Annotated in this window: 13 protein-coding genes and 1 pseudogene; 5 read left to right on the plus strand and 9 right to left on the minus strand. The window is 42.2% G+C overall.

Annotated features, from left to right (window positions below; all coding sequences use genetic code 11):
- Nucleotide 1 precedes the first annotated feature (1 nt).
- The 7 genes from nuoH to NVS78_RS13660 form a co-directional block, all read right to left on the minus strand.
- On the minus strand, nucleotides 2-1,078 hold the full coding sequence (gene nuoH / locus NVS78_RS13630) for an NADH-quinone oxidoreductase subunit NuoH (protein WP_286359653.1): 1,077 nt from the start codon (nucleotides 1,076-1,078) through the stop codon (nucleotides 2-4).
- A gap of 86 nt (nucleotides 1,079-1,164) precedes the next feature.
- Nucleotides 1,165-2,787 carry an NADH-quinone oxidoreductase subunit D-related protein gene (locus tag NVS78_RS13635; protein WP_286359654.1) on the minus strand — a complete coding sequence of 541 codons (1,623 nt, stop codon included), beginning with the start codon at nucleotides 2,785-2,787 and terminating at the stop codon, nucleotides 1,165-1,167.
- 11 nt (nucleotides 2,788-2,798) lie between these two features.
- The gene (locus NVS78_RS13640) at nucleotides 2,799-3,356 is read right to left on the minus strand and encodes an NADH-quinone oxidoreductase subunit B (protein ID WP_082027585.1); all 558 of its coding nucleotides are present in this window, start codon (nucleotides 3,354-3,356) and stop codon (nucleotides 2,799-2,801) included.
- Nucleotides 3,347-3,697, minus strand: a complete 351-nt coding sequence (locus NVS78_RS13645) for an NADH-quinone oxidoreductase subunit A (protein WP_041504553.1) — start codon at nucleotides 3,695-3,697, stop codon at nucleotides 3,347-3,349. Before NVS78_RS13645 ends, NVS78_RS13640 begins: the two co-directional genes overlap by 10 nt.
- A gap of 101 nt (nucleotides 3,698-3,798) precedes the next feature.
- Complete coding sequence (locus NVS78_RS13650; RefSeq protein ID WP_286359655.1) at nucleotides 3,799-4,170, minus strand: hypothetical protein; 372 nt, start codon at nucleotides 4,168-4,170, stop codon at nucleotides 3,799-3,801.
- Nucleotides 4,171-4,273: 103 nt separating this feature from the next.
- Nucleotides 4,274-6,880: an alpha-2-macroglobulin family protein gene (locus NVS78_RS13655; protein WP_286359656.1), complete on the minus strand. Its 2,607-nt coding sequence runs from the start codon at nucleotides 6,878-6,880 to the stop codon at nucleotides 4,274-4,276.
- A gap of 144 nt (nucleotides 6,881-7,024) precedes the next feature.
- Nucleotides 7,025-7,435, minus strand: a complete 411-nt coding sequence (locus tag NVS78_RS13660) for a DUF1573 domain-containing protein (protein ID WP_286359657.1) — start codon at nucleotides 7,433-7,435, stop codon at nucleotides 7,025-7,027.
- 187 nt (nucleotides 7,436-7,622) lie between these two features.
- On the opposite strand from NVS78_RS13660, the gene NVS78_RS13665 reads away from it, so the two are divergent.
- Complete coding sequence (locus NVS78_RS13665; RefSeq protein ID WP_286359658.1) at nucleotides 7,623-9,509, plus strand: amidophosphoribosyltransferase; 1,887 nt, start codon at nucleotides 7,623-7,625, stop codon at nucleotides 9,507-9,509.
- A gap of 487 nt (nucleotides 9,510-9,996) precedes the next feature.
- Here NVS78_RS13665 and smpB read toward each other — a convergent pair whose 3' ends face one another.
- Together smpB and NVS78_RS13675 are read right to left on the minus strand one after the other, a co-directional pair.
- A complete protein-coding gene (smpB, locus tag NVS78_RS13670) occupies nucleotides 9,997-10,443 on the minus strand; it encodes an SsrA-binding protein SmpB (protein ID WP_041504546.1) in 447 nt (148 codons plus the stop codon).
- 7 nt (nucleotides 10,444-10,450) lie between these two features.
- On the minus strand, nucleotides 10,451-11,029 hold the full coding sequence (locus NVS78_RS13675; RefSeq protein ID WP_286359659.1) for a YIP1 family protein: 579 nt from the start codon (nucleotides 11,027-11,029) through the stop codon (nucleotides 10,451-10,453).
- 240 nt (nucleotides 11,030-11,269) lie between these two features.
- Between NVS78_RS13675 and NVS78_RS13680 the strand changes: the two are divergent.
- The 4 genes and pseudogenes from NVS78_RS13680 to NVS78_RS13695 all read left to right on the plus strand — a co-directional run bounded on the left by NVS78_RS13680 (nucleotide 11,270) and on the right by NVS78_RS13695 (nucleotide 15,545).
- A pseudogene (locus NVS78_RS13680) lies at nucleotides 11,270-12,768 on the plus strand (L-lactate permease).
- Nucleotides 12,769-12,866: 98 nt separating this feature from the next.
- Entirely contained in the window at nucleotides 12,867-13,604 is a 738-nt protein-coding gene (locus tag NVS78_RS13685; RefSeq protein ID WP_286359660.1) for a (Fe-S)-binding protein, read from the plus strand.
- Entirely contained in the window at nucleotides 13,601-14,971 is a 1,371-nt protein-coding gene (locus NVS78_RS13690) for a lactate utilization protein B (protein WP_286359661.1), read from the plus strand. Before NVS78_RS13685 ends, NVS78_RS13690 begins: the two co-directional genes overlap by 4 nt.
- Entirely contained in the window at nucleotides 14,964-15,545 is a 582-nt protein-coding gene (locus NVS78_RS13695) for a LutC/YkgG family protein (RefSeq protein ID WP_286359662.1), read from the plus strand. The genes NVS78_RS13690 and NVS78_RS13695 overlap by 8 nt, the downstream gene beginning before the upstream one ends.
- The last annotated feature ends 307 nt before the right edge of the window (nucleotides 15,546-15,852 follow it).

Here is a 15,852-nt window from a genome sequence, read left to right on the forward strand (position 1 = left end):
TTTAAAAGTGTAGTTTAAAAACCACGACGACGACCATTAAAAAAAGATTGAACAGGTTAATGGGCAGAAGATATCTCCATTCCAATTTAAGCAATTGGTCTATTCTTAATCGCGGAAAGGTCCATTTGAACCACATAATGATAAATATGATGACTGCCACTTTCCCGAAAAACCAGACGATGGTCGGAATGTAGTCCATGATCTGATTGAAACTTTCCCATCCCGGAATATGCAGCGGCATCCATCCTCCCCAAAACAGGGTAGTGGCAACAGCGGCCACGATAAACATGTTCAGGTATTCCGCTAAATAGAAAAATCCGAACTGCATCCCGGAATATTCCGTGTGGTATCCGGCCGTCAGCTCCGAATCGGCTTCCGGCAGGTCGAAAGGACCTCTGTTGGTTTCTGCCGTTCCGGCTATCAGATATACTACGAATGAGATAAGAGCCGGAATATGTCCTCTGAAAATAAACCATCCGTTGGCTTGTTCTTCTACGATCGTGGAGAGTTGCATACTTCCCGCAAATACAACCATCGTCAAGATAGAGAGTCCGATGGAGAGTTCGTAGCTGATCATTTGGGCTCCGCTTCGCATGGCCCCGATGAGGGAGTATTTGTTATTACTGGCCCATCCGGCAAGCAGAATCCCGACGATACCGATGGAAGAGACGGCAATCAGGAAAAAAATGCCCACGTGAAAATCGATAACATGCAGTCCTTTGGCAAACGGAATGCACCCGAATGCCAATACGGAGGCGACGATCACCACGAAGGGGGCTAAGTTGAACAGGAAACGGTCTACCTGATTGATTTCGATCAATTCTTTCGTGAGCATTTTAATCATATCGGCGATGCTTTGTATGATGCCGTAAGGTCCTACGCGATTAGGGCCGATCCGGCACTGGAAAAAAGCGCACACTTTTCGTTCGGCATAAATCAATACTAAGGCAATGAGCGCATAGCCCACCAACAGGCATAACCCGATGATGACGAACTCGATCAAAGTTGCCGCGGTATGGGGCAGGAAACTTCGGAGTAAGTTGTCTATCCATTCTGTTATTGTCGAAAAATCAAACATATATGCTATTTTAGATTTATGATTTTAGATTTATAATTCCAACACTATTTGTATTCCTTACTAAACCTAAGTATCTTTTATTTTATTTATCTGTCGAGATCCGGGACCACGTAATCCAGGGTACCTCCTATGGCGATCAGGTCGGCGATCTTGTTGTTTTGTGCCAATTGATCGACAACGGAGACCAATGTCAGACAAGGGGAACGGAACTTCATCCGGTAGGGGTTTTTTTCACCCCGGCTTTCGATGTATACTCCGAATTCTCCTCTGCTGGCCTCTACACTCTTGAAATATTGGCCTTCCGGGAGTTTAATCACCGGTTTCGTTTTTACTGCAAAATCCCCGGCCGGTATATTGTCAACCAATTGCTCCAGAATATGGAGGGATTCGAGCATCTCTTCCATTCGGACCATGTATCTGCTGAACGAGTCTCCTTTGTTATAGGTAATCTCTTTGAAATCTACTTTATCATAGACTCCGTACGGCATTCGCTTGCGAACGTCGCATGCCCACCCGGAAGCTCTTCCGGAAGGTCCGGTAACGCCATAAGAGATCGCGTTTTCTTTGGATAAGATACCGATGTTTTTCAGGCGTTGCTGTGCAATGACATTTCCGGTAAATACCTCATGATACTCTTTGATCATGGGAGGTAGATAGGTGATAAACTCTTTGATCCGGCGGGTTAGGTTGGGATGAATATCAGCCATGACTCCGCCGATTACATTGTAATTCTGAATCAGACGTCCTCCGGTCGTTTCTTCTAGCATATTCAATACTTTCTCCCGGTCACGGAAACCGTAAAAGAAAGCCGTAAGAGCTCCTAAGTCCATGCATAGAGCCGACCAAAACAAGAGATGAGAAGAGAGTCTGTTCAGTTCGTCCATAAGAGTTCGAATGTATTTCACCCGTTCCGGTATTTCGATTTGCAAGGCCTCTTCGATACACATGCATAACGCGTGACGGTTTTGTTGTGCGGCTAAATAGTCCAGTCGATCCGTCAGGGCTAATGTTTGGGGATAGGTGAGGGTTTCGCACAGTTTTTCGATGCCCCGGTGGATGTAACCGCAGTTGACATCTACTTTTTTTACGATTTCACCTTCCAAGGATACTCTGAAACGAAGAACTCCGTGGGTAGCCGGATGTTGAGGACCGATGTTCACCACGTATTCGTTTTCTTTGAATACGATATTCTCTTTTTCCTGAATCTCTCCGCTTCTATTTTCCTTGTAAGTGGGGGCGGTATCCAATGTTTCATCGCTTTCTATACGTACGGGATTGATGACTTCGCTTGCGTCGTAGTCTTTTCGTAACGGATAGCCTACCCAGTCGTTGCGTAAGAAAAGACGACGCATATCCGGATGATTGATGAAACGTATACCGAAAAAGTCGAATACTTCCCGTTCGTTTAGGTTGGCTGTTTCCCAAATATCGCTTATCGAGGGAAGTTCCGGGCTCTCCCGGTCGGTAGTGCTTGTTTTTAGGAAGATACGATGCCCGTGTATCGTGGATTCCAGTAGATTGATGACACCCATGGAATCTCCCCAATCCATGCCGGTCATGCATACTAAATAATCAAAAGAGAGTTGGGGATCGTTTTTGAAAAACAAGGCTGTGTTTCGATATTCGGAAACCGGGACAATAACGGTGGGTATACCGTTTTCCTCTATGGTAATATCCGGGTCGATATGTTTGATTTTATCTGTTAGCATAAATAGATCATTTATTTCTTCTCTTCTTTTCGATTGACTCCCCCGATGAATTTTTCAACCTTTAGTTTCCGTTGGAGTTGCATGATACCGTATAACAATGCTTCCGGCCGGGGAGGACAACCGGGTACGTAGACGTCAACCGGGATAATGGAATCTACTCCCTTAACGACGTGGTATGAATTTTTGAAAGGGCCTCCGGAAATAGCGCATCCGCCCATGGCGATAACATATTTCGGCTCTGCCATCTGATCGTAAAGGCGTCTTAATACCGGAGCCATTTTATGGACAATCGTTCCCGCTACGACAATGAAGTCGGCTTGCCGCGGACTGGCCCGGGTTACTTCGAAGCCGAAACGGGCAAAGTCATAACGGGCTGCTCCGACTGCCATGTATTCGATACCGCAGCAGCTGGTCGCAAAGGTAAGAGGCCAAAGGGAGTTCGAACGTCCCCAGTTGATAACCTCGTCAAGGCATCCCATGAACACGTTTGTGCCGGATGCCCGAAGTTGTTCAAGATACTCGTTGTCATTGAACTCTTCATATTTCATGGATTTGATATTTACTTCCATTCCAACGCTCCTTTCTTCCAGGCATATGCTAATCCCAAGATTAGAATCAACATGAAAAACAATATATTTAGTAATCCGTATATGCCGGAACTTTGAACCGTGACAGCCCAGGGAAACAAAAATACGGTTTCCACGTCAAACATCAGAAACAGGATGGCAAACAGGTAATATCCTACTTTAAATTGCATCCAGGATTTTCCTCGTGTCGGGATACCGCACTCGTAGGCTTCCCCCTTTTGTTGATTGTAAGAACGGGGAGAGATCAACCGGGCAATTCCCATGGCCATGACGACAAGTGCGATGGCCGTAAGTAGTACTACTACAAATAAGGTCAGATTCATAAAATAAAATGTTAAAATGTAGATATAAAATGGATAAATCAGATGACTAATTTATGCTAAAGGATAGAAAAGGATAAAAAAGATATATCCTCTTTCATAAACTAAATAATAATTTTGCGTAAAGCAAAAACGTAGTATTTTGTTTTGTTAAGAGTCGAGTAAGGATGAAAATACCTGTTCCGATTAAAAGGTGCTAAAGACGGTGTAATGTTCTTTGCATATTTGGCATGAAACAAGTGGTGGTTGTAAGATTTTAGATCCGAGGTAATATGCGTGTTACCTAACGGGGCTTCTCCGAAGTAGGAAGAGATTGCTTCCAGTAAATGGAGAATTTCATTAGAGGCTTGGCGTAAGGTTGTTTGAGCGGCATAACTCTCTCTTAACACTTCCGGTTGGGCGGAAATGGCTTGAGAATATCCGTTCATTAAGAGAATAGATAGTGTTAATAGACTGTATTTTAGCAAATTACGCATTCGTCTCTTTTTTAAAAGGTCCACAAAGATAACTTAATTTTAAATCATAGTTCCCAAATTAGGTTGTAAAGTATGTTAATTAACAACTATTACGTGCAAACGATCAGTTTACCTTGATCTTTTTTATTTTTCTTACCGTTTTCCCGTCTAAGGTTATCCCTTCGACAATGATGGAATAAGTTCCCGGTTTATCGTTCGTGTAGCATGAAAGTGCTGTCGTTTTTCCGGGGTCTAACGTGATGACCGGATCCCAGAATAAGGTTACTCTTTTATCTTTTTCGGGGGCGTTGCGTATGGAGTCGATGTCGTATTTCGGAACGTAAAACTCATCGGGGATTCGAATTCCCATCGGACGTATCCGGTTTATGTTGATCTGATTGGATGGCTTTTCAAAATGATAATCGGGTTGTGTCGTAATTAAAAGAACGGAATCTACTCCGAAAGAGCTTTTGGCAATAGAACCTGTTAATAAAGTAACTCCCAAGAAATATCTTTTGGGAATCATGTTGATAAAAGTATAACTCCTTTCCATGAATCCGTTTAATGCAACTGGAATCGCGCGAGGCGGGAACGGGCCTATGGCACATACTTGTTCGTCGTAAACCATGAGCCCGGGTATTTTCCTGGCAATAAGTTTAACGATATTCTCTTCCGGGTCATTTGCGATCCGGGCGGAATCCAACCGGTAGAGATCATCGGCCCAATTGTCGTATTTAGAGTATTTTTTGAGAGGAGCCTTGCGATTGACCTTCACTTCATTCAACAGGTACACTTTTTCCCCGTTCTCGTAATAATAATTTTGATTGAATTTGTCGTAAAACTCTTCCTCTTCTCTCATGATTTTTTCGTTGTAAGGAAAAAAGTTCGATACGGTTAAAAACGAATCTTTATCGAAATGAATCTCTACCCGTTTTTTGCCTTTTTGATTAGTGGCCCTGACGACAAAATTAGTGCCGTCGGTAAAAAACAATCGATTGTTACTGAAATATCCGGTAGAATCCGTGGTGGTCATCGTGATGCTTCCCTTGTCGGAAATAAAAAGCAAATTGGCTTTTTCAGAAGCTTTCCCCCAGACATTTTTCACTTTCCCGGTAATGGCTTGTCCTAATTCCAGATAGAAATTCATTCTGGGAGATTGATTTTTTGCCAAGTCGGCCACGTTAAACCGTGTCCAGCCGTGTGTTAGCATGACCAAATCCAGGTGTCGGTTGGTCTCCTCGGTCGTGTCGCTGAAGTAGTACCCGGGCTCCTCGATGTATCCTTTCAGGTCGGAGGTCATCAGCAGGTTGGAGTGGATGTTGTCGTTATAGGAGGTGGTGTCTAACCCGGAATCTTCCACCACGGCCATGGAGAACGATCCCCGGGTGGCGTTAGATTCTAAAAGCAGACGAAGGTTTATCTTTTCCCGCGGGCCGAATGTTTCCTTATCGGTATGAATATCTACATTTGTTTGCTTGCCGGGGCGGATGAAAAACAGGCGTTCGCTGTATACTTTGAAGGAGGAATCCAGTAAAACGGCCTGTATTATTCCTTCCGGCAGGGAGGAGATGGAGATTTTTCCCTTTTTATGTTGTGCGTTGATCGGAATTAAGTTAAGGAGTTGTCCCCTGCATTGTATCAACAGGGAAAGTCCATCGGGGAAACGAGAGTTATTTGCGGTAATAATCGTGTAATATATACAGGAATCCTTGGAGGCCATTTGAATGCCTATCCCTTCGTTAACGACGGGTGGTAGAGTGAAACGTTTGGTGATGCCGTCCTTGTTCGTAATTTCGGCGTAGTAGTGTTTGTTCGTGTAGGTAGGGAGTTTAAAACTTCCCATTCCTTTGTGTTCGCTTTTGATTAGGACAGTAGGCATACTGTCTAAATAAACGGTTCCCTCTATTTCTGTTGAAAGCCCGTTGGAATCGATGGCTTTAAAGGCAACTCGTTGGTAATTGTTGCTTAATAAATTTCCTCCTTCCGGGAAAAATTGCACATCGAAGTCTGTTACCTCCTTGGGTATATAGAGGTAACGGTCACATTCGATGGAGGAGTTGTCTTTCGTGCTCAAGTATATGGTACGGTCATCCGACTGGAGTTGAACGCGTAAAATACCGTTATCGTCGGTACGAGCGGAGCGGATTTTACCTGCTTGGTTTTGTTTGTTTACCTGATATAGAAAGATTTGCTTGTTATAGACGATGTTCATGGCGTTCGATAACTTGATCTCTGCCGTTAGCCTGCCGTTCTCTTGTTTGATGTATTTCACTTCGGTATTGATTCTGGCTTCATGCGGGTTCACTACCCGGATGTTTTTTTTGAAAAAGTAGTCGGTTCCCTCGTTTTGCATCCAATACGTGAAGGCCCGTATGCAGTAATCTCCTTGTTTTATATCTTCCGGCAGATTGATGTTGCCGTAAAAAGTGGAGTCCCATTCCCTGAATTTGAGGCGCTGGATGACGGAATCCCTCTTGTCCGATAGTTCCACGTATATGAGTCTGCTGAGTATTATCGGAATATTCGTAAAAGCATTTACCATGTAACTTCTGAACCAAACGGTATCTCCTGCCAGATATATATCCTTGTCGGTATGTAGATAGAGTTTTTCTTTAGGATATTTTTGGAAAAGATTATAGAATCGATCGGATATTTCTTCCTCAAATGGAGGATGCTCCTGAAAGGCATATAGTAAAACTATTATACTAAATAGCAATGATATTCGTTTCATGATAGGTTAGATTTGGTTCATTTCTCTAAACGATGTTTTTCCAAGTTAGTGTTTTTTATTTTGAATACGCTGAAGCGGGTTGATTCTTGTGTAAAATTGAGTATTATTTAGTTAGAGGGAAAGTGGTTTATAGATACAGTATTATTATTCTTTTACAAATCCGCTTAGTCTTAACGTGTAAGTTTGAGAGGAGATGTTACAAAATATTCGGATGGTTTTGGAGAAATGCCCCAGGGAGTTGGGTGTAAAGGTAATTTGAATCTTTTCTGTTTTCCCGGGCAATAGAGGTTTTTTATTCCATGTCACGTCGGTACATCCGCATGATGTTTCTATTTTTTTTATGATCAATGGGAAATGACCTGTATTTTTAATTTCAAATATGGTTTTTTTCGACTCGCTATACCGGAAGGTATCTAAATGGACCGAATCCCGGTTTACTTCGATTGCGGTCTGTTGTTGCTTTGGCTTGTCGAAAGTAGCATCCTCTGAAAATAGAAAAAAGAGAACAACGATAGAGCTAACGACGATGAGGATAAACAAGTATTTTTTTTTCATTTTTTTTCTGTATTATGTGGTATAAAGATAAAGGTTATCGGAAAAAAATCGATATATTCTGAAATAAAATCTGAAAAATAAAAAAAATAAAATGATTTAGTCTCTCCGAAACGGTCAATGCTTTTTGATTTTATTAATTTTGTATCGCTTTCGGAATCTATTCATTGGAAGGTAAATATAATTATTTATGAGTGATGTCATTAATCATGAATGTGGGATTGCATTCATTCGGTTACTAAAGCCCTTGGAATATTATCGGGAAAAATACGGGTCATACCTATACGGTTTGAATCGTTTGTATATTTTGATGGAAAAACAGCGAAATCGTGGACAGGACGGTGCGGGAGTCGTAGGAGTAAAGTTGGATATGGCTCCGGGGTTTAAATACATGGACCGAGTACGTTCATGTGATGCCAATCCGATTCAGGAGGTGTTTGACAAGATCCACGAATCTATTCACGCGGAGGAGATAAAGGAGAAAGATGCGGTTTGGAGTAAACAGAATCTCCCGTTTGTTTCAGAGATTTATCTGGGACATTTGCGTTATGCTACTTTCGGAAAAAATAATATTGATTATGTACATCCGTTGAAGCGGGCGAGTAACTGGCGTTCCCGTAATCTGGCATTGGCGGCTAATTTTAACCTGACAAACGTGGATGAGCTGTTTGAAAGTCTGATTCAGGCGGGTCAACATCCCCGGAACTATTCGGATACGGTAACTTTATTGGAAAAAGTCGGTTATTACTTAGATAATGAGATTCAGGATCGGTATCGGGATTACCGGGATCAGGGGTACGCGAAACAGGATATTTCGTCTTTGATAGAGGAGCATTTGGACTTGGTCGGTGTTTTGTCCAGGAGTAGTGCCGACTGGGATGGCGGATACGTGGTTGCGGGAGTGGTAGGGCACGGAGATGCTTTTGTAATGCGTGATCCTTGGGGTATTCGTCCGGCTTATTATTATAAAGACGAAGAAGTGGTCGTCGTGGCTTCAGAAGGGGCTGTCATTCAAACGGCATTCCGTGTAGACGATGCGAATATACTGGAAATTCGCCCGGGATATGCCTTGATTATAAAAAAGGATGGTTCTGTTCGGGAAGAGTTGGTACGGGAACCGCGGCAAAAAAGCAGTTGTTCTTTTGAAAGGATTTATTTTTCACGGGGGAACGACCGAAGTATTTATCGGGAGCGGAAAAGGTTAGGGGAGTTATTGACGCCTCAGCTGTTGAGAGCGATAGATGGAGATCTGGATAATACCGTTTTCTCTTTTATTCCGAACACGGCTGAAACTTCTTTTTACGGAATGGTAAAAGGGATACAACAGTATATGGTCGAAGATAAAAAAAGATTGATCCGGGAGGGGAAAGCGAATTGGTGCGAAGAGACGTTGGATGCAATTATCTGTAAAGAGCCTCGTGTTGAAAAGATTGTCATCAAGGATGCTAAATTGCGTACTTTTATCACGGGGGACGAAGGACGTGACGATATGGTCGGACATGTATATGATGTAACCTACGGAGCAGTAAAGGATACGGATAATTTGGTGGTAATCGACGACTCCATTGTTCGCGGAACGACTTTAAAAAGGAGCATTTTACGGATATTGGACAGTTTGCGCCCTAAACGAATTATTGTTGTCTCTTCGGCTCCCCAGATACGGTATCCGGATTGTTACGGGATAGATATGAACCGGATGGGAGAATTTATTGCCTTTAACGCGGCTATAGAGTTACTGAAAGAACGGAATATGATTCGTTTAATTGATGAGGTTTATCAAAAATGCAAACAACAGGAAAAACTTCCTAAAGAGCAGATAAAAAATTACGTGAAAGAGATTTACGCCCCTTTCAGTAATGAAGAAATTTCCGATAAAATAGCCCAGATGGTAAAAAGTAATGCCATAAAAGCCGAAATAAAAGTAGTTTTCCAAACCGTTGAAAATCTTCACGAAGCATGTCCTGGTAATACCGGGGATTGGTATTTTACCGGAAACTATCCGACACCCGGGGGAAATAAGGTCGTCAATACGGCTTACATCAATTGGATGGAAGGACGTAATGAACGTTCTTATTGATTTGATTTTTTATTGAGAACAAGCGAATAAAAAATTCCGGGGAGGAATAAGGGGTCCTCGCCCGGAATTGGGATATATTCCCTTTTGGTTATTAATCATTATAAATCTATTGCTTTAGACCTGTATTATTTACGTTATCATGGTGAAAATAGATTCACTAAATTTGTGAATTATTCTATATAAATGAAACCCTGTTTTTTTTGTGACAAAATAAAATATTTTTCTTCATATATAGAATACGCCGACCTTTATTAAGTACTACTCTTTTTTAAGATTTAACATTTTGATATTACTTTTTTAATTTTTTTCTATTGAGAATGTTTTAAAAAAAGAGAATAGAACGATAAATACGGGTATGGTAAAAAGCTCCTGTTCTCCAATGATCGTTGCGGAGCAAAGCGCTTACGTGTGGGTGTTTATTGATGTTGATCGGTAAAAGAGACTTGAATACGATGAGAAAATCCCGAATTCCGGCTTTGAATTTTATTTATTTTTTCATAAAACGATCCATTTCCCTTTTGGCATCTTTCTCTTTTAAAGATTCTCGTTTGTCGAACTCTTTTTTACCGCGGGCCAGTGCAATTCGGAGTTTGGCAAAGCCTTTTTCAGTTAAAAAGAGCCGGATCGGGACGATCGTCAAACCGGATTCTTTTGTTTTACGTTCCAGTTTGACCAACTCTTTTTTCTGAAGTAACAGCTTACGTTCGCGTCGTTCGATATGATTGTAATAGGTGCCTAACTTGTATTCGGCCACATACATCCCTTTTACCCACAATTCCCCATTATGGAAATAGCAATAGGCATCCACCAGACTGGCTTTGCCGGCGCGAATGGATTTGATTTCGGTTCCTGTCAATACAATGCCGGCCGTGTATTCTTCTATAAACTCGTAATCGAAGGAGGCTCGTTTGTTTCTTATATTAATGTTTTCCATAATTTTTTTACGCGTTAATAGCCGGGATTCTAAAAATAATTGTCAAGAGTCTCGTAATGATGATGGGGGTGCAAATAATCAGTAATCCGATAATGATAACGGCACTTTTTTTGTATCGTGTATTTAATCCCGATATCGTATTTAATCCGATGTATAATATTCTAAGCGAGAGAAGACTTAGAATAGCCATCACGTCTCCGATAAAATTTTGCGTAAAACCGACGGCAAGGCTATGAAATAGAATGAATACAGCCGAACTGTAGACGGATAGTTTCAAAGCTATCTTGCCCGGGTCTATCGTTTTGTTAGAAAGATATTCCCGCGTAAGACGGAAGCAGATGTAACATCCCGCGGTACAGGCAATGAAATTAATGATTCCCCATCCCAAAGCGACCGTGACATCATTGCTCGCAAGCCTGAGCAAAAAGACCAGGATGGAAAATAGAAACGCCGGCAAGACGATGTAATTTCTGAAAAGTTCGATCCTTCCCGTCTCGTCCGTTCTAATTGTATCCCATTCTGCTTCCGGGTTCGTCAGCAAATGTTTCAATCGAATTGCTATGTATTTTAAATGTACGTTACTCATTTGACTTGCAAAAATATGATTTTTTATTCAATTAAGGTTCCTGAATCTTATTTTGTTTTAGCATGATCGGGAATGGGAAGGTTCCCGTCTTGGTTAAAATAGTCGGTTCGTAAATAAATTTAAAAAATCGGGCATGGCAAGTAACATTTTTTTTGTTTTATACGTTTATTCCTCGTATCTAAGTGAATGGAAAAGGTTTTTCGTTATCTTTTTATTCTCGTTGATTTAATGATAGAAGTTATGGAAATCTTTTATGCGGCGTTACCTGTTCTTTTATTGATTATCCTGATGGGATTCTTTAAAATGTCGGGGGATAAAAGTAGTGTAATAACTTTGATCGTAACGGCATCTTTGGCTATGTTTGCTTTTCATAGTTCGCTACGGGATACGGCACTTTCTTTTGTGTACGGAATGTTAAAGGCGCTGGTTCCTATTCTTTTTATTATCCTGATGGCTATATATAGTTATAACGTATTGTTACGTACGAAAAAAATAGAGGTATTGAAGCAACAATTTTCCTCTGTTTCTACGGATAAGAGCATACAGGTACTTTTGATTACCTGGAGGTTTGGCGGGTTGTTGGAGGGGATGGCAGGATTTGGTACCGCTGTTGCCATCCCGGCAGCCATATTGATTAGTCTGGGTTTTCGGCCGTTTTTTTCTGCTGTCGTGAGTTTGATTGCCAATAGTGTTCCGACGGCTTTTGGTGCCGTGGGGGTGCCTGTGATTGTTTTGGCTCAAGAAACCGGTTTGCCGGTAGGTCCTTTGAGTACGGCTGTGGTGCTTCAATTATCCGTGTTGATGTTTTTAGTACCTTTTGCCCTTACGTTTTTAGCAGATCCTAAACTTAAATCTTTACCTAAAATATGGTATTAAGTATGTTGGTCGGAGGTTTTTCTTTGTCGGCCCAGTATTTGTCGGCCCGTTATATAGGAGCGGAAACTCCGGCTATTATCGGCAGTATTGTTGCGGTGGTCGTTATTGTTTCTTTCGGAAAGTTAATTCGTAAAGAAGGGAAGAAAAGAGTAGGATCTCCGTATCGGGGAAAAGAGATCGCATCGGCATGGATGGTTTATGTTTTGATTATGTTTTTCGTATTGGTAACGAGTCCGTTATTCCCGACGATAAAAAACTCTTTACAATCCGTTGGAGTATCAACTGTTTCTTTTACTATTCGCGGAGAGGAAAACCGGTATGTTATTCAGTGGTTGACACAAGGGGGAGTCCTTTTATTTTTAGGTTCCTTTATCGGGGGATTGATTCAAGGGGCTTCTCTCGGAATTTTATTGCGATTGTTTTGGAAAACGTTCATTCAATTGAGAAAAACGATCGTTACGGTGATTTGTTGGGTCGGCCTCTCTTCCGTTATGGAGACAGCCGGAATGATACAGGTTTTGGCAATGGCTTTATCCGCGGCAACCGGGGCTTTATACCCGGTTTTTGCTCCGACGATCGGGGCTTTAGGTACTTTCCTAACCGGAAGCGATACGTCGGCTAATATCCTTTTTGGAAAGTTGCAAGCAGGGGTTGCGGAACATATTCAAGTGGATCCCACTTGGTCGTCTGCGGCCAATACTGCAGGAGCGACGGGAGGAAAAATAATCTCTCCGCAGAGTATGGCTATTGCCACGTCGGCAACTGATCGGCAGGGACAGGAGGGAGGTATATTAAAGGCGGCTATTCCTTACGCGTTAGCCTATGTCATTATTACAGGAATTATTGTTTATTTATTCGTATGAAAGAAAATTTAAACGCTAAAGATTGTATTTTTGGAAAGATGAATGTATTACAATGAAAAAATGGAATAGAATCCGTTTTTCAAATTAAAATATAGCATATGAAGATAGGTTTATTTATTCCCTGTTATGTCAATGCGATATATCCGAATGTAGGCGTGGCTTCTTACAGGCTATTGAAGTCCTTGGGGGTAGACGTGGATTATCCTTTGGAGCAGACTTGTTGCGGCCAGCCTATGGCGAACGGCGGTTTTGAACACGATTCGATCGGGCTGGCAAGGAAGATGGAGGAGTTGTTCGAAAAATACGATTATGTAGTCGGACCTTCGGCCAGTTGTGTCGTTTTTGTCAAAGAGAATTATCCTCGATTGTTGCGTAAAGAGGAACATGCTTGTATCGGTAGCCGGATATATGAGATCTGCGAATTCTTGCATGATGTGGTAAAAGTAGATAAGTTAGATGCCTGTTTTCCGCATAAGGTGAGTTTGCATAATAGTTGCCACGGGGAGCGCTTGCTACATCTCTCTTCCCCAAGCGAGTTGAATATTCCCCGGTTTTCCAAATTGAGGGATTTACTTTCCCTGGTGAAAGGGGTGGAGGTATTGGAACCCAAGCGGGTAGACGAATGTTGCGGTTTCGGAGGCATGTTTGCCGTGGAGGAGGCGGCTACATCCGTGTGTATGGGGGAAGATAAGGTAAGGGATCATATGTCGACCGGGGCAGAGTTTATTACCGGGGCTGATAGTTCCTGCCTGATGCATATGGAGGGAGTTATCAGACGTGAAAAATTACCGATCAAAACGATTCATATCATTGAAATTTTAACCTCGAGATCATGAGTACACATGCTAAAGCGGCCGAAAAATTTATAGCCGATAAGGAACGGACACGGTGGCACGACCAGGCTCTTTTTTTTGTCAGGGAGAAACGTGATAAAATGGCTTTCGGTGTGCCGGAATGGGAGAAATTGCGGGAGATGGCAAGTCGTATAAAACAACATACCATCAGCCATCTGGCTTACTATTTGGAAGAGTTCGAAAAACATGCCGCGGAAAACGGAATTCATGTGCATTGGGCTAAAGATGCGGAAGAGCACAATCGAATAGTATATGAAATCATCAAAAAACATGACGGTAAGAATTTGATAAAAAGTAAATCCATGTTGTCCGAAGAGTGCGGAATGACTCCGTTTCTGGCCGAACAGGGTATTGATGTCGTGGAGTCGGATTTGGGAGAGCGGATCATGCAGTTGATGGGGATGCCGCCCAGTCATATTGTTTTGCCGGCTATCCATGTAAAACGGGAAGAGGTGGGGAAAGTTTTTGAAAAATACTTGCATACGGAACCGGGAAATAGTGATCCTACCTATTTGACCCACGCGGCTCGGGCTAATTTGAGAGAGAAGTTTTTGCATGCCGATATTGCCATGACAGGGGTAAACTTTGCCGTCGCCTCGTCGGGAACTTTTGTGGTTTGTACCAACGAGGGGAATGCCGATATGGGAACTTCTTTCCCGAAAGTGCATATTGCCATCATGGGGATGGAGAAAGTAATTCCTGATTACGATGCATTAGCCGTTTATATTCGTTTGTTAGCCCGTTCCGCTACCGGACAGCCCTCGACGACTTATACTTCGCATTATAAAAAACCGGTGGAAGGACAAGAGATGCATATCGTGATCGTGGATAACGGAAGGAGCGATATATTGGGTAATCCTGACCATATAGGTATGTTAAAGTGTATTCGTTGCGGTTCCTGTATCAATACCTGTCCGGTATATCGTCGTACGGGAGGATATTCCTATTCTTATTTTATTCCGGGCCCGATTGGAATTAATTTGGGGATGTTGAATTCTCCGCAAAAATATTCCGGTAATGTATCGGCCTGCTCTTTGTGTTATTCCTGTTCCAACGTATGTCCGGCTAAAATCGATTTGGCCGAACAGATCTATAAATGGAGACAGGAGATGGACCGATTGAACCTGGCCGATCCGATGAAAAAGTTTATGGTAAAGCGAATGAAATGGATAATGAATCATCCCGATTTATTTTATGCAACGATAAAGGCAGGACGTGTAGCGGAGCATATGCCTCGCTTTGTATTGTATAACCGTTTGGATCCTTGGGGAAAAGGACGGGAATTACCCCGGATAGCTCCGGAAACTTTTCATTCCATATGGAAACATAATAAGATTGACCATGAATAGTAAAAATGACATATTGAACAGAATAAAAGCTCATCCGGTGCCGGAGGTCGAACGGCCTGCTATGGACTTTGAGCCGATGACTTTCGAAGATAAGATTCGACATTTTATAGAGGTAGCGCAAAGGGTAGGGTGTGATGTATTCTTGCTTGAAAAAGGCGAAGATATCAATGAAACGATTCGAAAGCAGTATCCGGATGCCAAAATGATCGCTTCCGATTTGCCGAGTATCGCTTGTGCTACATTGAATCCCGATGTTTTAACGGATCCCCGGGAGTTAAACGGGACGGATGTGGGAGTTATCCGCGGGGAATTCGGCGTGATAGAGAACGGAGCTGTATGGATCAGGCAAAGTACAAAGTATAAAGCACTCTATTTTATTTCGGAATCTTTGGTTATCGTGTTGGATCGACATCAGATCGTAAACAACATGCATGAAGCTTACCGCCATCCTTATTTTAACGATTTCGGATACGGATGTTTTATTGCGGGTCCCTCAAAGACAGCTGATATAGAGCAAGCTCTTGTAATCGGAGCGCACGGGCCGAAAGCAGTGACAGTCATATTAACCGATTAAAAGATCGGATGATCGGGTGATGAGATGGTGAATCACCCGATCGTTTCATGACGCTATCGATTTGTTTTGTCCCGAAAAGACTCTTCAGTTTCGGTTATACCTGTTTTCATTCGGTTGGTCGTCGTGTTAATCGCGGTATCATAGAGTGACAAGATGACCTAATCCGTCGATCGTCCCTGTAAAAATTTATGTTTGGTCACGTGTTAGCTTGAAAATTAAAAAAGAATTAACACTGCGGTTTTAGTGGAAAGAAAAAGGAGATGTAATTCGAGCTTTTTTTTCGTGTAAAAGATGATTATTGGATTAT

It is taken from the genome of Gabonibacter chumensis (assembly GCF_024741215.1).
Classification (GTDB): Bacteria; Bacteroidota; Bacteroidia; order Bacteroidales; family Marinifilaceae; genus Gabonibacter; species Gabonibacter massiliensis.